Annotated in this window: 16 protein-coding genes; 3 read left to right on the top strand and 13 right to left on the bottom strand. The window is 72.7% G+C overall.

Annotated elements, in window-relative coordinates; translation table 11 throughout:
• Positions 1-49 precede the first annotated feature (49 nt).
• Positions 50-709 carry an MgtC/SapB family protein gene (locus tag LXM90_RS20495; RefSeq protein ID WP_020093479.1) on the top strand — a complete coding sequence of 220 codons (660 nt, stop codon included), beginning with the start codon at positions 50-52 and terminating at the stop codon, positions 707-709.
• 35 nt (positions 710-744) lie between these two features.
• Here LXM90_RS20495 and ilvA read toward each other — a convergent pair whose 3' ends face one another.
• From ilvA to LXM90_RS20470, 5 genes are all read right to left on the bottom strand, one after another.
• A complete protein-coding gene (gene ilvA / locus LXM90_RS20490; RefSeq protein ID WP_348649333.1) occupies positions 745-2,361 on the bottom strand; it encodes a threonine ammonia-lyase, biosynthetic in 1,617 nt (538 codons plus the stop codon).
• 1 nt (position 2,362) lies between these two features.
• Entirely contained in the window at positions 2,363-2,710 is a 348-nt protein-coding gene (locus LXM90_RS20485) for a diacylglycerol kinase (protein ID WP_020093477.1), read from the bottom strand.
• Entirely contained in the window at positions 2,707-3,765 is a 1,059-nt protein-coding gene (locus LXM90_RS20480) for an AbrB family transcriptional regulator (RefSeq protein ID WP_020093476.1), read from the bottom strand. Before LXM90_RS20480 ends, LXM90_RS20485 begins: the two co-directional genes overlap by 4 nt.
• 110 nt (positions 3,766-3,875) lie before the next feature.
• Positions 3,876-5,366, bottom strand: a complete 1,491-nt coding sequence (locus tag LXM90_RS20475) for an argininosuccinate lyase (RefSeq protein ID WP_020093475.1) — start codon at positions 5,364-5,366, stop codon at positions 3,876-3,878.
• A 90-nt stretch (positions 5,367-5,456) separates the two neighbouring features.
• A complete protein-coding gene (locus LXM90_RS20470; RefSeq protein ID WP_020093474.1) occupies positions 5,457-6,392 on the bottom strand; it encodes a LysR substrate-binding domain-containing protein in 936 nt (311 codons plus the stop codon).
• Positions 6,393-6,528: 136 nt separating this feature from the next.
• Between LXM90_RS20470 and LXM90_RS20465 the strand changes: the two genes are divergently transcribed.
• Together LXM90_RS20465 and LXM90_RS20460 are read left to right on the top strand one after the other, a co-directional pair.
• Positions 6,529-8,118, top strand: coding sequence for a catalase (locus LXM90_RS20465; protein WP_020093473.1), 1,590 nt, complete (start codon positions 6,529-6,531; stop codon positions 8,116-8,118).
• An 85-nt stretch (positions 8,119-8,203) separates the two neighbouring features.
• On the top strand, positions 8,204-8,680 hold the full coding sequence (locus LXM90_RS20460) for a cupin domain-containing protein (RefSeq protein WP_020093472.1): 477 nt from the start codon (positions 8,204-8,206) through the stop codon (positions 8,678-8,680).
• Here LXM90_RS20460 and LXM90_RS20455 read toward each other — a convergent pair.
• The 8 genes from LXM90_RS20455 to LXM90_RS20420 form a co-directional block, all read right to left on the bottom strand.
• Positions 8,632-9,876 (bottom strand): MFS transporter, encoded by a 1,245-nt coding sequence (locus LXM90_RS20455; protein WP_020093471.1) that lies wholly within the window; start codon positions 9,874-9,876, stop codon positions 8,632-8,634. The two genes, LXM90_RS20460 and LXM90_RS20455, sit on opposite strands and share 49 nt — an antisense overlap.
• Positions 9,873-11,504 carry an apolipoprotein N-acyltransferase gene (gene lnt, locus LXM90_RS20450; RefSeq protein ID WP_106735920.1) on the bottom strand — a complete coding sequence of 544 codons (1,632 nt, stop codon included), beginning with the start codon at positions 11,502-11,504 and terminating at the stop codon, positions 9,873-9,875. The genes LXM90_RS20455 and lnt overlap by 4 nt, the downstream gene beginning before the upstream one ends.
• 88 nt (positions 11,505-11,592) lie before the next feature.
• On the bottom strand, positions 11,593-12,726 hold the full coding sequence (locus tag LXM90_RS20445; protein WP_020093469.1) for a hemolysin family protein: 1,134 nt from the start codon (positions 12,724-12,726) through the stop codon (positions 11,593-11,595).
• Positions 12,727-12,762: 36 nt separating this feature from the next.
• Positions 12,763-13,242, bottom strand: coding sequence for an rRNA maturation RNase YbeY (ybeY, locus tag LXM90_RS20440; RefSeq protein WP_026604977.1), 480 nt, complete (start codon positions 13,240-13,242; stop codon positions 12,763-12,765).
• Positions 13,243-13,244: 2 nt separating this feature from the next.
• Positions 13,245-14,351 (bottom strand): PhoH family protein, encoded by a 1,107-nt coding sequence (locus tag LXM90_RS20435; RefSeq protein WP_419149837.1) that lies wholly within the window; start codon positions 14,349-14,351, stop codon positions 13,245-13,247.
• 37 nt (positions 14,352-14,388) lie between these two features.
• The gene (miaB, locus tag LXM90_RS20430; protein WP_020093466.1) at positions 14,389-15,726 is read right to left on the bottom strand and encodes a tRNA (N6-isopentenyl adenosine(37)-C2)-methylthiotransferase MiaB; all 1,338 of its coding nucleotides are present in this window, start codon (positions 15,724-15,726) and stop codon (positions 14,389-14,391) included.
• Positions 15,727-15,881: 155 nt separating this feature from the next.
• Positions 15,882-17,618 (bottom strand): L-lactate permease, encoded by a 1,737-nt coding sequence (locus LXM90_RS20425; protein ID WP_026604976.1) that lies wholly within the window; start codon positions 17,616-17,618, stop codon positions 15,882-15,884.
• 343 nt (positions 17,619-17,961) lie between these two features.
• Entirely contained in the window at positions 17,962-18,828 is an 867-nt protein-coding gene (locus tag LXM90_RS20420; RefSeq protein WP_020093464.1) for a lysophospholipid acyltransferase family protein, read from the bottom strand.

Below are 18,828 nucleotides of genomic sequence, written 5' to 3'. Positions count from 1 at the left end.
ATCCGCGCGGGGCGGAGGCACGGAGGCGGCTCTGATCGGCAACGGCGAGATGGTGGCCCGGCTGGCACTGGCGGCCCTGTTCGGCAGCGTGGTAGGCCTGGAGCGCGAGCGCCTGCTCTGGGCGGCCGGCCTGCGGACCCACATGCTGGTCTGCGTCGGCTCCTGCCTGATCATGCTGGTCTCGGCCTTCGGCTTCGCCGACGTGCTGGGCGCCGAGCACGTCGTCCTCGACCCGTCCCGTATCGCCGCGCAGGTCGTCTCCGGCATCGGCTTCCTCGGCGCGGGGACGATCCTGCTGCGCGGCGAGGTGGTGAAGGGCCTCACCACGGCCGCGAGCCTCTGGGGCGTGGCGGCGATCGGGCTGGCGATCGGCAGCGGCCTCTACGTGCCGGCGCTCGCCGCGACGGCACTGATCGTCGGCATCCTGGCCGGCGTGAAGCCCTTCGAGGAGCGCTGGCGCGACCGGATGCGCGCCCAGACGCTGCGGCTGACCGCCAAGCGCGGCACCATGTCGATCGACACCCTCCAGGCGGCGACCGGCGAGCGTGCCTCGCGCGTCCGGACCTTCACGGTCCATCCGGGGCCCGACCCGGACCTCGACGAGGTCACCGTCACCTTCGTGCGCCTGTCGCGCACGAGCTTCGAGACCATCGCGGCGAAGCTGCGGGCGATGCCGGACGTCACCTCCGTCGACGTGGCGGAGAGCTGACGGCGGGTGACGCGGGGGCGTGCCGCCGCCGGGGCTCAGAGCGTCCCGGCGCCCTCGCCGTCGAGGAACAGGCGGTAGGCCGGGTTCTCGGTCTCGTCGGTGGCCGGGTAGCCGAGCGCCTCGATGACGGCGTCGAAGCGGGCGCGCTCGGCCGGCGGCACCGCGATCCCGGCGAGCACCCGGCCGTAATCGGCCCCGTGGTTGCGGTAGTGGAACAGCGTGATGTCGAAGTCCGGGCCCAGCGCTTCGAGGAACTTCATCAGCGCGCCCGGCCGCTCCGGGAACTGGAAGCGGAACAGGCGCTCGTGCGCCACCCCCACGGCCCGGCCGCCGACCATGTAGCGGACATGGACCTTGGCCATCTCGTTGTCGCTCATGTCGAGGACGCGGTAGCCGGCGTCGCGCAGGGAGCCGATCAGCGCCTGCTTCTCGCGCTTGCCGCCGCCGACGTTGATGCCCACGAAGATCTGCGCCTCGGAGCCCGGGGCGTGGCGGTAGTTGAACTCGGTGACGGCGCGCGGGCCGAGGGCCTGGATGAAGGCGCGATAGGCGCCCGGACGTTCCGGGATGGTCACGCCGATCAGGACCTCGCGCTGCTCGCCGATCTCGGCGCGCTCGGCGATGTGGCGCAGGCGGTCGAAGTTCAGGTTCGCCCCCGACGAGATGGCGATCAGCGTGCCGTCGCCGCCCTCGCGCTCGGCGTACATCTTGGCGCCGGCGAGGCTCAGCGCCCCGGAGGGCTCGGACACCGCGCGGGTGTCGTCGAAGATGTCTTTGACCGCGGCGCACATAGCGTCGGTGTCCACGGTGATGACCTCGTCGAGATGCTCGCGGCAGAGCCGGAAGGTCTCCTCGCCGGCCTGCCGCACGGCGACACCGTCGGCGAACAGGCCGACGCTCGGCAGGCTGACCCGGGTGTCGGCCGCGAGCGCGGCGGCCATGCAGGCGGCGTCCTCGGGCTCGACGCCGATCACCTTGGTGCCGGGCCTCAGGTACTTCACGAAGGTGGCGATCCCGGCGGCCAGCCCGCCGCCGCCCACCGGCACGAAGATCGCCTCGATCGGGCCGGTATGCTGCTCCAGGATCTCCTTGCCGATGGTGCCCTGGCCGGCGATCACGTCCGGATCGTCGAAGGGGTGCAGGAAGGTCAGGCCCTGCTCGTCCTCGAGGATCTTGGCCTGCGCCAGGGCCTCGTCGAAGGCGTCGCCGTGCAGCACGACCTCGGCCCCGCGCGCCCGGCAGGCATCGACCTTGATCGAGGGGGTGGTGCGCGGCATCACGATCACGGCCCGCGCGCCGAGCTTGGCGGCGGCGAGGGCGACGCCCTGGGCGTGGTTGCCCGCCGAGGCGCAGACGACGCCGCGGGCGATCTGGTCGGGGTGCAGGCCCGACATCTTGTTGTAGGCGCCGCGCAGCTTGAACGAGAAGACCGGCTGGAGATCCTCGCGCTTGAGCAGAACCGCCCGGCCGAGCCGCTGCGTCAGGCGCGGCATCGGATCGAGGGGGCTCTCGATCGCGACGTCGTAGACGCGGGCGGTGAGGATCTTGCGGATGTAGTCCGTCACGGTGTGCAGTCTCGGCCGATGCGCGGGGCGATGCCGGCCAGATAGACCCTCCGGCCCGCGGATGCGAGCGCGCCCCGCGCGCGGCAGGTCAGCCGAGACGGTCCACCAGCGCCGCCACCCAGACGAGCAGCGCCGCCATCTGCGCCATGAAGGTGCCGGCGGAGGCGAGGTCCTTCACGGTCCCGATCATCGGGTGATGGCCCGGATGGACGTGGTCGCAGAGCTTCTCGACGGCGGTGTTCAGGAACTCCGCGGCCAGCATCAGCAGCAGGCTGACCATCAGGGCGACGCGCACCCAGAGCGTCGCGCCGAGGAACAGCGCGACCGGGATCCCGAGCGCCAGGAGCACGAGTTCCTGGCGCACGGCCCGCTCGGTGCGCGCGCCGTGGCGCAGGCCGCGCCAGGAATTGAGGAAGGCGAGGACCAAGGCGTTCATCGGATGGCGGCCTCCGGCACGGACCGGCTGATCCACTTGGCGAGCAGCGGGCCGGTGAGCAGCACCACGAACAGGCGCAGGGTCTGGACGGCCAGCACGAAGGAGACGTCCGCCTTCGAGCCGACCGCGATGATCGCCACCGAGTCGAGGCCGCCGGGGCTCGTGGCGAGGATGGCGGTCAGCAGGTCGATGGGCAGCAGGAGGGTCAGCCCCCAGCCCCACGCCGCGCAGAGGGCGATGACCGAGAAGGTCGCCGCCAGGATGCCCGGCAGGGCGGTGACGGTCAGGCGCAGCGTCTCGCGGGTGAAGCGCAGGCCCACGTAGATGCCGATGCAGGCGTAGGCGAGTTCGAGGAGCGGCACCGGCAGCGCCATCCGGACGAGCCCGGTGGCGTGGAGCAGGCTGCCCAGCACCATCGGCCCGATCTGCGCGCCGGCCGGAACCCGCAGGGCGAGCGCCGCGCCCGCGCCGACGACGGCGACCGCCAGCGTCGCCAGCAGCGAGAGCGGACCGGTGACCTCGCCGGCGCCGGCCGACGCCCCCGGGACCGGGGCCTCCATCAGGAAGCGGGCGGCCAGCGAGGCCGAGAACACCACGGCGGCGACGCGCACGTACTGCATGAAGGCGACGAGGCGCGGATCGGCGCCGAAATCCTCGGCCATCGCCACCATGGCGGAGGCGCCGCCGGGGGACGAGCCCCAGGCCGCGGTGGTCCCGGGGAGCACGCGCAGGCGGGTCAGGATCCAGCCGACGAGGCCGCTGACCGCGACGGTGACCAGCACGACCGCGACGATGAGCGGCCCGTCCTCCATCAGGGTCTGGGCGATCTGCCCGGTGACGGCGTGCGCGACGAGGCAGCCGATCGCCGCCTGGGAGGCCTGGAACGCGGGCCGCGGGACGCGCAGGCGCGAGCCGCCGACGCCGAAGGCGATGGCCGCGATCATCGGCCCGAGCAGCAGCGCGGCCGGGAACTGCGCCTGCATCAGGCCGTATGACACGGCCGCCGACGCGGCGGCGAGGGCGGCCCAGAGGCCGAGGGTGCGGAGAGGGGGCAAGGCGACCGATCGGGAGAGGCCCGCTTCAGCCGGCAGGCGTCAGGCGCGCGCTATACCGCAATATTGGCCCTGTCACGGCAGAGTTTCGGCACGGCGCCCCCGCGCGGAACTCAGGGCTCGCGCGTGAGGGCCGCGAAGGCGGCGTCGAGGCGCGCCCGGGCGTCGGCCAGGCCCTTGCGGCGGGCGTCGAGCCAGTCGCGGTCGGTCCGCAGCCGCGTCTGCGCGGCGCCCAGCATCCGCCGGACCTCCGCGGGCTGCGGGCCGCCGAGCCCCTTCGCGGCGTCGATCATGCCGCGGGCCGACAGCGCCGCCCGGAAGCGGGCCTCGTCGAGGGGCAGGTCCGGCTTCAGCCCCGACCCCGCCGCGGCCTCGGCGTAGATGCGCCGCACCTCCGGGAATGGCAGGTCGGCCGGGCGCAGGTCGTGGCTGCGGCCGTAGCTCACGAGCTCGGACGCGAAGTGGTGGCCGAGCCGGAACGGCACGTCGGCCTCGCGCTGGAGCGTGTCGGCGAGCTCGGTGGTGGTGGAGTAGTCCGCCGCGACCTCGTCGGCGGCGCGCGCCCGGTCCACGACCAGCCCGTCGAGGACGCGCGTCCAGCGCCGGCACATCTCGGCGGCCTCGGCCAGGGTCCGCCCCGGCGGCTCGGCTTGGTTGCGCTTGTAGTCCGGCATGCCGGAATCGACGTTGTGCGCCATGATGACGAAGGCCTGGGCGGCCCCCACGACGTCGCTGGCCTTCATGCGCAGGCTGTAGAGCGCGACGGGGTTGCGCTTCTGCGGCATGATGCTGCTCGGCCCGGTGAGCGCGCCCTCCCGCAGCAGGATCCAGGGCCGGGTCTGTTGGTACTGCGCGTAGAGATCCTGCGCGAAGCTGCCGGCCGTGGTGGCGAGGTTCGCCGCGAGCCCGGTCAGCTCGAGCCCCATGTCCATGGGCGCGAGTTGGCCGGAATCGTAGCTGTTCTCCACCGGCGCGTCGAAGCCGAGCAGCGCCGCCAGCCTCTCGCGATCCACCGGGAAGCTCGACGTGCCGAGGGCGGCCGCGCCCAGGGGCGACAGGTTCAGCCGCGCCCAGCTCTCCCGGAGGCGGTCCGCGTCGCGGGCGAGGACGGATGCGTAGCCCAGGTAGACGTGGCCGAGCGTCGTCGGCTGGGCCTGCACCCCGTTGGTGTAGGCCGGGACGATCGTGTCGGCCTCGCGCTCGGCCACTGCCAGCAGGGCCGCCCGGGTCTCGTCGAGCGCCTTGGCCAGGTTCAGGAGACGGTCGCGCTGCTCGAGCTTCAGCACCGTCGGGATGATGTCCTGGCGGCTGCGCCCGGAATGCATCCGCGTGGCGTCGGCCCCCGCGATGGCGGTGATCAGCGGCTCGATCCGCAGGTAATCGTCCGGCCGCTCGGCGCCCGGCTTGGCGGCGTCGGCGGCGACCTGGTCGAGGGCGCGGGCGACGGTCGCGCCCAGCGCCCGCGGCACGATGCCGGTCTCCACCGTCATCACCAGGGAGGCGCGGTTGATCTGGTCGATCCGGGCGAAGCTGTCCTTCGGCTCGGCGCGCGCGCCCGCGGGGATCAGCAGCGCCAGTACGGCCCAGACCATCGTGCGCCGCATCGAGCCGCTCCCTGTCGTCACCCGTCCTGATAGACCGGTTGCGGCTCCTCTTCCTATTCACAACCGCTCAAGGTGGGCGTCCGCGGCGGCTCAGGCGACGGCCTCGCCGTCGCGGCAGGCGGCCGTGCCCGCTGGCGCGTGCGCCCGGAAGAAGGCGGCCAGGCTCGCGAGGCCGGCGGCCCGCGGATCGCTCGCGCGCCAAACCAGCGCGATGGTCCGCCCGGGCCCGTCGACGTCGAAGGCGCGGGTGACCGTCAGGCCGCTAGGATCGGGGCTCGCCGGCACCGCCAGGGCCGGGAGCAGCGTGTATCCGGCGCCCGCCGCCACCATCGAGCGGAGCGTCTCCAGGCTGGTCGCGTGGCGGCCGACCGAGGAGCCGGCGCCGCAGGCCGCGATCGTCTGGTCGCGCAGGCAGTTGCCCTCGTCGAGGAGCAGCAGGTCCGGCCCCGCGATCTCGTTGGCGGAGAGCGCGCCGCCCCGGGCGAGGGTGTGCTCGGCCGGGCAGGCGAGCCAGAACGGCTCGACGAACAGCGGCGAGACCGCGAGCCCGTGCGACGGCAGCGGCAGCGAGACCAGGGCCGCGTCGATGCGGCCGTCGCGCAGACCCTCGACGATGTCGGCCGTGCGCGATTCGGACAGCGAGAGCATCAGCAGCGGGTACTGCTCGCGCAGGGGCCGCAGCACCAGCGGGAAGAAGTAGGGGCCGAGCGTCTGGATCGCCGCCAGCACGAGACGCCCGGTGAGCGGCGAGCCGCGCCCCTCGCTGGCCAGCGCCAGGAGCCGCTGCGCCTCCGCCAGGACGACCCGCGCCTGCCGGACGATGGCCTGGCCCGCCTCGGTGAGCAGGATCCGCCGGTTCGAGCGCTCGAAGAAAGTCAGGCCGAGCGCGGTTTCCAGCTTACGGACCTGCACGCTCAGCGTCGGCTGGCTGACGTTGCAGCGCTCGGCAGCCCGGCCGAAATGCCCCTCGTCGGCGACGGCGACGACGTATTCGAGATCGCGGAGCGAGAGGCCGGCCAGATTCATAGGCTGCGTCTATCAGAACCTTTGTGACGATGCATTTGCCTCGGGGTCACGCCCCGGTCATAACCCTTCACCAGAACGGTTCCAGGCTGACTCCGCTGTCCACCGAGAGCCTTCGCAGTACGGAGAGACGGTACGCATGAGCGATCAACGCCCGATCCTGACCACCCGCCAGGGCCATCCGGTCCGCGACAACCAGAGCACCCGCACGGTCGGTGAGCGGGGCCCGGCCACGCTCGAGAACTACCAGTTCATCGAGAAGATCACCCACTTCGACCGCGAGCGGATCCCGGAGCGCGTCGTCCACGCCCGCGGCGCCGGCGCCCACGGCTGGTTCGAGGCCTACGGCAAGATCGGCGATGAGCCGGCCTCCAAGTACACCCGCGCCCGCGTGCTGAACGAGACCGGCGTGAAGACGCCGATGTTCGTGCGCTTCTCGACGGTCGCCGGCGCCAAGGAGAGCCCGGAGACCGAGCGCGACCCGCGCGGGTTCGCGGTCAAGTTCAAGACCGTCGACGGCAATTGGGACCTCGTGGGCAACAACCTCAAGGTCTTCTTCATCCGCGACGCGATCAAGTTCCCCGACATGATCCACGCGTTCAAGCCGGACCCGGTGACGAACCGGCAGGAGGCGTGGCGCTTCTTCGACTTCGTGGCCCAGCACCCCGAGTCGATCCACATGGTGACGCACCTGAAGTCGCCCTGGGGCATCCCGGCCAATTACCGCGAGATGGAAGGCTCGGGCGTCAACACCTACAAGCTGGTCAACGACCAGGGTGAGGCGGTGCTCTGCAAGTTCCACTGGGAGCCGAAGCAGGGCGTGCGCAACCTGACCTCGCAGCAGGCCTCCGAGATCCAGGCCAAGGATGTCGGCCACGCGACCCGTGACCTGTACGACAACATCAAGGCCGGGAATTTCCCCGAGTGGGAATTCTGCGTCCAGATCATGCCGGACGGCCCGAACGACCACCTGTCGTTCGACCCGCTGGACGACACGAAGCTGTGGCCGGTCGACCAGTTCCCGCTGCTGCCGGTGGGCCGCATGGTGCTCGATCGCGTGCCGGACAACTTCTTCGCCGAGGTCGAGCAGTCCGCCTTCGGCACCGGCGTGCTGGTCGACGGCATCGACTTCTCGGACGACAAGATGCTGCAGGGGCGGACGCTGTCCTACTCGGACACGCAGCGCTACCGCGTCGGCGCCAACTACCTCCAGCTGCCAATCAACGCGCCGCAGCCCGGCGTGAAGGTCTACTCGAACCAGCGCGACGGTCAGATGGCCTACACGGTCGACGGCACCGGCCCGAACAAGCACATCAACTACGAGCCGTCGACGCTGGCCGAGGGCCTGCGCGAGGCGCCGAAGCCCGCCAAGGACTACCACCAGCCGGTGGAGGGCCGCCTCGGCCGCTACCAGACCTCGCGGACCGAGGACGACTACACCCAGGCCGGCGTCCGGTACCGCTCGTTCCAGGATTGGGAGCGCGACGACCTGATCGCCAACCTCGTGGCCGACATGAAGCAGTGCCCCGAGCCGATCCAGCTGCGGATGGTCTGGCACTTCTGGCATGCCGACGAGGATTACGGCCGCCGCGTCGCCGAGGGCGCCGGGATCGATCTGGAGAAGGCCAAGGCCCTGCCGCCGCTGCCGGGCCGCGCCGCGCCGGGCAAGCGCCTGCAGTCCGAGACCCTGACCGACGGCTCGCAGGCGCACCGGGTCGCCGCCGAGTAAGCCTCGCGCGCGCGCTCATCGACACAGCCCCGCGCGGTCACCCGGCCGCGCGGGGTTCTCGTTTGCGGAACGGACGGGGGCGAAGATGGCGAGTGTCGTGCACCGCGGGCCCGGCCCGAACGCCGTCATCGGCGGCATGCGGGTCTCCTATCTCGCGCGCAGCGACGAGACGGCCGACGGCCTCGGCATCTACCGCGTCGCGATGGATCCCCGGACGCCGGGCGCGGGACTGCATCGCCACGCCCGACTGACCGAGACCTTCTCGATCGAGGCGGGCCGGCTCGCGCTCCACGTCGACGGTGCCGACCACGACCTCGGACCCGGCGACTTCGCGCTGATCCCGCCCGGCGTCGCGCACGCCTTCGCCAATCGCGGCGACCGCCCGGTGCGCTTCACGCTGAGCTTCGCGCCGGCGCTCGGCCGCGAAGGCTTCTTCGAGGGTCTGGCCCGCCTCGCCGCGGAGGGACGGCTCGACGACGACGCCGCGATGACCGACCTGATGGCCCGCTACGATCAGGAACCGCTGGCCGGGTTCGCCGGCTGGAGTTCGGTCAGCGGCTGAGCGTCCGGATCCCGCGGCTCGGGTTCGGCCGCGCTGACCTTCCGGTCGCGTCCGGCGGCGAGCCCGATCAGGATCGCCGCGACGGTGATGCCGACGAACAGGGCGCCCGGCACGGCCCAGCCGCCGGTCGCCTCGTGGGCGAGACCGAAGACCAGCGGCCCCAGCGCGGCGCAGGTGTAGCCGATGCCCTGCGCCATGGCCGAGAGGCCGGCGGCGCTCGCCGCGTCCGCGGCGCGCAGCACGATCAGGGTCAGGCCCAGCCCGAAGCAGCCGCCGATTCCGAAGCCCAGCGCGCAGGCGGCGGGGATCCGCAGGGACTCCGCCCCGAAGGCGAGGACCACGAAGGCGGCGGCCGTCAGGCCGGGTATCACGACGATCCAGGCGCGCTGGTCGCGGGCGCGGGCCGCCAGCATGGCAACGAGCAGGGCGCCCGGCGCCTGCACCAGCGTCGCCAGCGAGGCGTAGAGCCCGGCATTCAGCGGCGTCAGCCCGCGGCCCTGCAGCAGCAGCGGCAGCCAGCCGAACAGGATGTAGGCGAGCGAGGATTGCAGGCCCATGAAGCCCGTCACCCACCACGCGAGCGGGTTGCGGAGCAGCCGCCCGGCCGAGGGCGCGGCGGTCGAGGCGGTCCGGCGGGCGAACGGGATCCACACGAAGGCCGCCACCAGCGCGGGCAGCGACCAGATCGCCAGGGCGGAGGGCCAGCCGCCCCCGAGGGCGTGCTCCACCGGCACCGAGGCCCCGGCGCCCGCGGCCGCGCCGAGGCACAGGGTCATCGTGTAGAGGCCCGTCATCAGGCCGCCGTTGCCGGCGAAATCGCGCTTCACCAGCGCCGGCAGCAGGACGTTGTCGAGCCCGATCCCGATGGCCGCGAGCGCCGTGCCGGCGAAGAGCGGCACGAGGCCGCCGAGACCGCGGAGCGTCAGGCCGGCGACGAGGATGGTCGAGCCGGCGAGCACGGCGAGGTCGGGCCCGATCCGGCGGATCAGCGGCGCGGCCAGCGCGCAGGCGATGCCGAGGCACAGGACCGGCAGCGTCGTGAGGATGGCGGCGCCGCCGGCGCCGAGCCCCGTGCCGTCCCGGATCGTCGCCAGGAGGGGGCCGACCGTGCTCAGCGCCGGGCGCAGGTTGAACGCGACCAGCATCAGCGCGAGGCCGAGCAGGAACCGGTTGGCGGTCGCCCGGTCCGCGCTCACGGCCGCCGCCGCGCGATCACGGCCCCGCCCAGGCAGGCGGCCAGCATCAGCGCGAAGGCGGCGTCGCCGAACTGACCGTAGAGCGTGCCGCCGACGATGCGGGCGGGCAGGTCGGCGTCGAGCCAGGTCTCGGTGTCGAGCGCGGTGCGGGCGACGACGCGGCCGTGCGGGTCGATCACCGCGGAGATCCCGGTATTGGCGTCGCGCACGAGCGGCAGACCCTCCTCGACGGCGCGCAGGCGCGCCTGGGCGAGGTGCTGGCGCGGCCCCGGCGTGTCGCCGAACCACGCGTCGTTGGTGACGTTCAGGATCAGCCCCGGCGGCTGCGGGGACGGCGCGGCGTGCCCGGCGGGCAGGATCGCGCCCGGGAAGATCGCCTCGTAGCAGATGGTCGCCGCGACCGGCGGCAGGCCCGGCACCGTCAGGATCCGCTGCCCGGCGAGCGTCCCGGCCGAGAACCCGCCGGGGATCGCCACGAACTGGCGCAGCCCCACGGTCCGCAGGGCGGCGTCGAGGGGCGCGGGGAGGTACTCCCCGAACGGGACGAGGTGGACCTTATCGTAGCTGTCGGAGATCCGGCCGTCCGGGCCGATCACCAGGACGGCGTTGTAGAAGCGCAGGCGCTCGCCCGGCAGCGGCTCCTCGGCGCGCGCCGCCCCGGTGATCAGGTGCTGCCCGGGCTTGAGGCCGGCCGCCACCTTGGCCAGGGCGTCGGGGTCGCGCTGGATCAGGAACGGGAAGGCCGATTCCGGCCAGACGATGTGGGTCGGTTCCGGCGCACCGGCCTCCGTCGGGCGCTGGCTCAGCTCGATGTAGCGGTCGACGATGTCGGCCCGGTTCTCGGGCCTGAACTTGGCGTCCTGGGGCAGGTTGGGCTGGACGAGCCGCAGCCGGACACCCGCGACCACCGGGTCGGGCGGACCGAGCCGCTCGGCCCCGTAGAGCGCCAGGCCGGCGAGCACGATCGCGGCGGCGACGCTCGGCCCGAACCGGGCGCGCGGATTCGCGCCGCTGGCGAGCGTCGCGGGCGCCGCGCAGACCAGCGCGGCCAGGATGCCCAGGCCGTAGAGCCCGATCGCCGCCGCCCCCTGCATCAGCCAGAGGTTCTGGGCCAGCGCCATCCCGAGGGTGTTCCAGGGGAATCCCGTGAACAGGTGGCCGCGCAGCCAGTCGGCCGCGCCGAGCCCGAAGGCCAGGGCGGCGATCCGCGCCGCGCCCCGCCCCCAGAGCAGGCCCGCGGCGCCGAAACCGGCGCCGTAGAACAGGCCGAGGACGAAGGGCAGGCCGATCACGCCCAGCGGCAGGGCCCAGAGGAACTCGTCGGCCTCGACCAGGAAGGCCTGGCCCAGCCACCAGAGACCGGCGGTGAGGTAGCCGAAGCCCCAGGCCCAGCCGATGAGGAAGCAGGGCGCGAATCTCCGGACCGTCGTCCGACCGGCCGCAGCCCCGTCCTGCAGCCAGACCGCGACCGTCAGGGAGACCGCGAGCGCCGGCAGGAGCCCGTAGGGCGGCATGGCCAGCGCGCCCAGGGCGCCGGCGAGCCACGCCAACCCGAGCCGGCGCCAGCCGGTCAGGCGCGCGATCGCCAGCACCGCGCCGGGGACGCGCGCCCGCTCCGGATCGGACATGGGACCCGGGATCGGCCCGCGCATCGGTGCGCCGGCCGCCGCGGGCGACCGGGCGAAACCGTCCACCAGACCCGTCACGCCGCGACCGTCACGGGTGCGGCGTCTCGGCGACCGGGGCGTTCGCGGGCGGCGGCAGGGCGAGCGGCACGACGTTGCCGATGCGCGCCGCGCCCTTGTGGAACCGGAGCCGCTTCAGGCGGCGCGGATCGGCGTCGAGCACCTCGAACTCGAGGTCCCCGGGGCCGGCGATCAGCTCGCCGCGCGACGGGACGCGGCCCGCCAGCGTCACGATCATGCCGCCCAGCGTGTCGATCTCCTCGGCCATCTCGCCGACGGCCGCGACGAGGTCGACGCCCGTCACTTCGGAGACCTCGGCCAGCGGCGTGCGCGCGTCGGCCACGAAGACCTCGCCCTCGCCCTCGACGCGCTGGACGTACTTGTCCTCGGCAACGTCGTGCTCGTCCTCGATGTCGCCGACCACGACCTCGATCAGATCCTCGATGGAGATCAGCCCGTCGGTGCCGCCGTACTCGTCGATGACCAGCGCCATGTGGGTGCGGGTCGCCTGCATCCGCACCAGCAGGTCGATCGCCGGCATGGAGGGCGGCACGAACAGGACCGGCCGCTGGATGCGCGCCGCCGCCAGCGTGGTCGTCAGGTCGACTTTGCCGAGGTCCAGGCCGCGCGGCAGGCGCGACGCCGGCCGGCGCGGGCGCGGCGCGGCCGGCGCGTCCGCCGCGCCGTCGGCCGCGACCTCGGCGGGCTTCGAGACGGCGGGCGCGCTGCGGCGGGCCGGCTCGGCCTTGGCGGCGATGTGGTCGACGAGGTCGCGGATGTGGACCATGCCGCGGGGATCGTCGAGGGTCTCGCCGTAGACCGGCAGCCGGGAATGGCCGGCCGTGCGGAACAGCTTGAGCAACTCGCCGAGGCTCGTGTCGTTCGAGACGGCGACGATGTCGGCCCGGGGGACCATCACGTCGTCGACGCGCACCTTGTGCAGGCCGAGGACGTTCTTGAGCATGACGCGCTCGAGTGGGGTGAGGCCGCTCTCGCCGGCGTCCGGCTCCGCCAGCGCCTCCTCAAGACCCTCGCGCAGCGAATCGCGCGGCTTGAGATGGAGCGCCTGGAGCAGGCGGTCGTACCAGGGCTCCCGGTGCTGGGACTCGCCCTCGGTGGAACTGGGCGCGGCCAGGGCCGCGCCGCGACTTCGATCGTTGCTCATGTCTCTCGGGTCTGGGGTCGCTCGGACGTCGCGCGCTCAGGCATAGGGATCCGGGATGCCGAGGGTCGCGAGTGCCGCGACCTCGAGGGCTTCCATGGCATCGGCCTCGGCCTCGCCGATCTCGTGGTCCTGACCGAGACAATGCAGGGTGCCATGGACGAGGAGGTGGGCGAGGTGATTCTGGAGCGGCTTCGACTGCTCCGCACTCTCGCGCACCAGGGTCTCGTACGCAAGGACCACGTCGCCGAGGGGCGCGGCGGTCCCGGCATGCCGCGGCTGCGGGGCGGCCGGGAAGGACAGGACGTTGGTGGGCTTGTCCTTGCCGCGCCAGGTCCTGTTGAGTTCCCGGACGGCGGCGTCGTCGGTCAGCAGGACGCTGACCTCGACGGGACCGTCCGGCCTCTCGGGGGCGACGGCGAGCCCGGCCTCGACGGCGCGGGTGACGAGGGCCTCGAGGTCCGGAACCGCCGTCTCCCAGCGCGCGTCCTCGACGGCGAGGTCGATCTCGTGGGGCATGGTCACGCCAGGGGCCGGCGGCGGGGATTCGGGTTGCGGTCGGCCTCCGCGCTGCCGTGGGCGGCGCGCTCGTAGGCGGTCACGATCCGGCGGACGAGGTCGTGGCGGACCACGTCGACGTCCTTGAACCGCACGTGCCCGATCCCCTCGACGTCCTCCAGCACGCTGACCGCTTCCACGAGGCCGGATTTCTGGCCCGGCGGCAGGTCGATCTGGCTCGGATCGCCGGTGATGATCATGCGCGAGCCCTCGCCCAGGCGGGTGAGGAACATCTTCATCTGCATGGAGGTGGTGTTCTGCGCCTCGTCGAGCAGCACCACCGCGTTGGTGAGGGTTCGGCCGCGCATGAAGGCGAGCGGCGCGATCTCGATCTGGCCGGTCTGGAGGCCGCGATCGACGTGGCGGGCCTCCATGAAGTCGTACAGGGCGTCGTAGATCGGGCGGAGGTAGGGATCGACCTTCTCGCGCATGTCGCCCGGCAGGAAGCCCAGGCGCTCGCCGGCCTCGACCGCGGGCCTGGACAGGATCAGCCGCTCGGCATGGCCCTGCTCCAGGAGCGACACGGCGTGGCCGACGGCGAGCCAGGTCTTGCCGGTCCCGGCCGGGCCCTCGGCGAAGACCAGCTCGTTGGTGCGCAGGAGCTTGATGTAGGCGTCCTGCGCCGGGTTGCGCGCCCGCACGGCCCCGCGCTTGCGGGTGGCGATCTGCTCGAAATGCGGCCTGTCGGCCTCGGCCGCGATGACCTCGGCCGGGAACAGGGTCGCCTGCGCGGTGGCCTCGCGGATGGCGCCGTCCACGTCGCCGAGGGTCAGCGTGCTGCCGCCGGTCCGCACCCGGGCGTAGAGCTTCTGGAACACCCGCCGCGCCGTCTCGGCGGCGTCGGCCGGTCCCTTGATGACGAGGTGGTTGCCGAGCGCGGTGGCGGTGACCTCCAGCCGGCGCTCGATATGGGCGACGTTCTGGTCGTACTGGCCGAAGACGAGGCTCGCGAGGCGGTTGTCGTCGAAGGTCAGCGGCACCTCGACCACCTCGTCCGATCCGGCCGGCCGCGCCGCCGGGCCGCGCCCCTTGAGCGCGCCGCGCGCGCCCGCACCGTCCGACGCGCTCAAGCCGCCATCCTCGCCATCATCCCGACCGCTCCGCTCCTCACGCCGCCGCAGCCGCGGAGACGAGTTCCCCGAACAAGCTGTTGGACCCTGCCTCGGTGATCCGCACGGGCACGACCTGTCCGATATGGTGAGGCGCGGCGTCGAACTGGACGGCCAGCAGGTGCGGCGTCTTGCCCGCGACCTGACCGGGGTGCCGCCCGGGCTTCTCGACCAGAACGTCGAAGACCCGGCCGACGGCCGCCCGCTGATAGGCGTGGCGCTGGCCGTCGAGGAGCGCCTGCAGCTCGGCGAGCCGGGCCGCCATCACGGCCTCCGGCACCTGATCGGTGCGGTCGGCGGCCGGCGTGCCGGGGCGCGGGCTGTACTTGAACGAGAAGGCGCTCTCGAAGCCGACGTCGCGCACGAGCCGCAGGGTCTCGGCGAAGTCCGCGTCGGTCTCGCCGGGGAAGCCGACGATGAAGTCGGAGGACAGGGCGATGTCGGGCCGCGCCGCGCGGATCCGGTCCATCAGCCGGCGGTACTGGTCGCCGGTGTGCTTGCGGTTCATCGCGGCGAGGATCCGGTCGGAGCCCGACTGCACCGGGAGGTGCAGGTAGGGCATCAGGGCCGGCACCTCGGCGTGCGCCCGGATCAGGGCGTCGTCGAAGTCGTTCGGGTGGCTCGTCGTGTAGCGGATCCGCGCGATGCCGGGGATCTTCGCCACCGCGCGCACCAGGTCGGCGAGGCCCGCGGGCGCGCCGTCGGGGCCGTCGCCGTGATAGGCGTTGACGTTCTGGCCGATCAGCGTGATCTCGCGGACGCCCCCGTCGGCGAGCTTCTCGGCCTCGGCGAGCACCGCCGCCACGGAGCGCGAGACCTCCGCGCCCCGCGTGTAGGGCACCACGCAGAAGGCGCAGAACTTGTCGCAGCCCTCCTGAACGGTGAGGAAGGCCGACGAACCCAGCGTCCGCCGGCGGGGCAGGTGGTCGAACTTGTCCTCGACCGGGAACTCGGTGTCGACGACGCGGCGCTCGCGGGAGCGCGCCAGCAGGTCCGGCAGCCGGTGATAGCTCTGCGGGCCGACGACCACGTCGACGGCGGGCTGGCGCGCCTGGATCTCGGCGCCCTCGGCCTGGGCGACGCAGCCCGCGACCACGATGCGCGTGTCGAGGCCCTGCGCCTTCCGCTCACCCTTGAGCACGCGCAGGCGGCCGAGTTCGGAATAGACCTTCTCGGCGGCCTTCTCGCGGATGTGGCAGGTGTTGAGGACGACGACGTCCGCGTCCTCGACCGTGTCGGTCGCCGTGTAGCCCTCGGCGCCGAGGACGTCGGCCATGCGGGCCGCGTCGTAGGCGTTCATCTGGCAACCGTAGGATTTGACGAAAGCCTTCTTCAACGCGCGCCGTCCCGAACCGTCCGATGATCCTTGCACCCGCCCCGCGGGGCCCGGCACGCGGCCTGTAGCACGGATCGCGGGGGCCGTCGCGGCGCCCGAAACGCGACCGGCCGCCCGAGGGCGGCCGGTCAGAGGCTGTCGCGGTCGAACCGGCCTCAGTGGGCGGCCGGCGCCGCCGCGGGCAGGTCGATGACCATCTGCTGGAAGAACGGCACGTAGGCCTGCAGCATCACGAACAGCCCGACGAGGCAGGCCAGCGCGATCGAGTGCCAGAACACGAAGCGCAGGATCTTGCCTTCCTGGCCGAAATAGCCGGTGGCCGTGGAGGCGACGACGATCGACTGGGCGTCGACCATCTTGCCCATCACGCCGCCCGACGAGTTCGCCGCCGCCATCAGCACGCCCGAGAGGCCGAGCTGCTCGGAGGTGATCCGCTGCAGGCCGCCGAACAGGACGTTCGAGGCCGTGTCGGAACCTGTGAGCGCCACGCCGAGCCAGCCGAGCAGCGTCCCGAAGAACGGGTACAGGATGCCGGTGCCCGCGAAGGCCAGCCCGAGCGTGGCGTCGACGCCCGCGTAGCGGGTGAGGACGCCGAGCGCGAGCATCGCCGCGATGGTGATGAGCGAGTAGCGCAGGGCCCAGATGGTCTCGAAGTAGGCGGTGACGAGGCGCAGCGGCGAGAACCGCATGATCAGGCCGGAGATGATCGCCGCGATCAGCACGCCGGTGCCGGTGTACGACATGTAGGTGAACAGGAAGACCGCGCCCTCCGGCACCGGCTTGGCCACCACCGGCGGCACCTTCATGATCACGTTGTGCAGGCCCGGCACCTCGTATTTCCAGGTGAAGAGCGGGTTGACGATGCCCTTGAACCAGCCGGTCCCCCAGACGGCCACGACGATCGACAGGATGATCCACGGCACCCAGGCCATCAGGATCTCGCCCTGCGAGGCGGTGCGGGCGCCGGTATGGACCGGGGGCGTGCCGGGCACGCCGGCGCCGAGCGCCACGGGCCGCGGACCGGCGACGGCGAGCGACGGATCGTGGCCGCGCAGGGCCGGCGACGACCAGATCTCCTTGGGCTGCCAGACCTTCAGGAACAGCACCAGCGCGAGCATCGAGGCGAGCGAGGCGCCGATATCGACGATCCACGGGTTGACGTAGTTCGAGATCAGGAACTGCGCGACCGCGAAGGAGGCGCCGCAGACCAGGATCGGCGGCCACACCCGGATCATGCCGCGGAAGCCCGCGAACACCCAGATCAGCCAGAACGGCACGATCAGCGAGAACAGCGGCAGCTGCCGGCCGATCATCGCGCCGAGGATCTCGGGCGGGTAGCCGGTGACCGAGGCGAGGCCCTGGATCGGCGCGCCGAGCGCCCCGAAGGCCACCGGCGCGGTGTTGGCGATCAGCGACAGGCCGGACGCGGCGAGCGGCGAGAAGCCGAGGCCGATCAGGATCGCGCCCGTGACGGCGACCGGCGTGCCGAAGCCGCCCGCGCCCTCGAAGAAGGCGCCGAACGCGAAGGCCACCAGGAGCAGCTGGAGGCGTCGGTCCGCGGTGATGCCCGCCACCGACTGTTGCAGGATCGCGAACCAGCCCTTCTCCACCGTGAGCCGGTAGAGGAAGATGACGTTGAGGATGATCCAGCCGATCGGGAAGAAGCCCGTGACCATCCCGAGGATGGCGGCGCGGGTGGCGAGATCGGTCGGCATGCCGAAGCCGACGATGGCCACCAGCATGGCGAGGCCGAGGGCGATGACCGCCGCGATATGGGCCTTCACGCGCCCGCTGGCGATCATGGCGAGCAGTGCGATGACCGGCACTGAAGCGGCGAGCGTCGAGAGCCACGGGCTCCCGAACGGGTCGTAAACCTGGTTCCAGGTTTGCACCGGGCGTCCTCCAATAATTTCCGTCTGTTCCGGATTGCGGCCTAGCTAGCAGACGTGTTCCGGCCGCTCAATGCGTTGAATCATGTATTCTGACGGTGATTCCACCGGCTTACTCTCGCGCGGATCGGCGGATCCGCCCGGTCGAACAGCGACGAGCTGGTCTCGAAAGGATCAGACCCGTCCGGACCAGGCGTAAAATCTGGATCTGAGACAGGATTCCGTTCGCGTCCAGGAGCTTAGGCGTGGAAAAGCAGGCCGCGCGCGCCTCCCACGGTGCCGGGGTCGCGGGCGCGCCGGCTCCGGATCCCGACGCGGGAGCAGCGTCCGGCGCAGCGCCGAGGGTTCAGACCGGCGCGATCTCCGGCCCCTGGAGACCGATCCCCGGGGCGGCCGGCCGCGTGTCGGGTGCCGGGGCGGTGCCGGCGCCCGTGCCGGCGCCCCGCAGGGCCGCGCGCACCTCGGCTTCGGCGGCCGCGGTGGCGACCTTCCGGTCGGTGGTCGCCTCGAAGGGGATCGGCGCGCCCCAGACCACGTGCACGTCGATGGGGCCGCCCTGCACGAAGGTCGCGAGGTGCGGCACCAGCTCCATGTCGCCGTACCACGCGATCTCCGCGCGCTCGGCGCGCGTGACCGGCAGGCCGTTGCGCCGTGGATAGGCGATGGCGAGCGGCTGGAGGCGCACCCGTCCGCGCCCGGCCTCGGCCTGCAGCGCCGCGCGGGCGGCGCCGACGAGGGAGGAGCGGAACGGCAGGAGCCGGGTCCCGTCGCCGGTGGTCCCCTCCGCGAACAGGACGACCAGCTCCCCCTCGGCCAGGCGGTGGCCCATGGCGGTGCTGACGCTCGCGGTCGCGCCGCGGCGCTGCCGGTCGATGTAGATCGTCCGCTGGAGCCCCGCGAGGACGCCGATCAGCGGCCAGCCGGCGATCTCGGACTTCGCCACGAAGGAGAGCGGCCGCAGCGAGCCCACCGCGATGATGTCGAGCCACGAGACGTGGTTGGCGAGCACCAGAGCCGCCTCGCCGGGGGCCGGGGGCGTCCCGCTCTGCGTGACCCGCACCCCGAACAGCCACAGGAAGACGCGGTGGAACAGGATCGGCGCCAGGGTCGCGCGGCGGCCGAGGAGGCGCAGGGCGATCCAGTGGGGCGGTCCCAGCACAGCGAAGGCGAGGGCGAGGGCCGCGACGCGCCAGGCGATGCCGAGGCGGCTCAC

Origin of the sequence: Methylobacterium oryzae (assembly GCF_021398735.1) — a bacterium.
In the GTDB taxonomy this organism is placed as follows: domain Bacteria; phylum Pseudomonadota; class Alphaproteobacteria; order Rhizobiales; family Beijerinckiaceae; genus Methylobacterium.
Note: the sequence above shows the minus strand (reverse complement) of the source record. Positions and strands in the feature narration are given on the sequence as shown.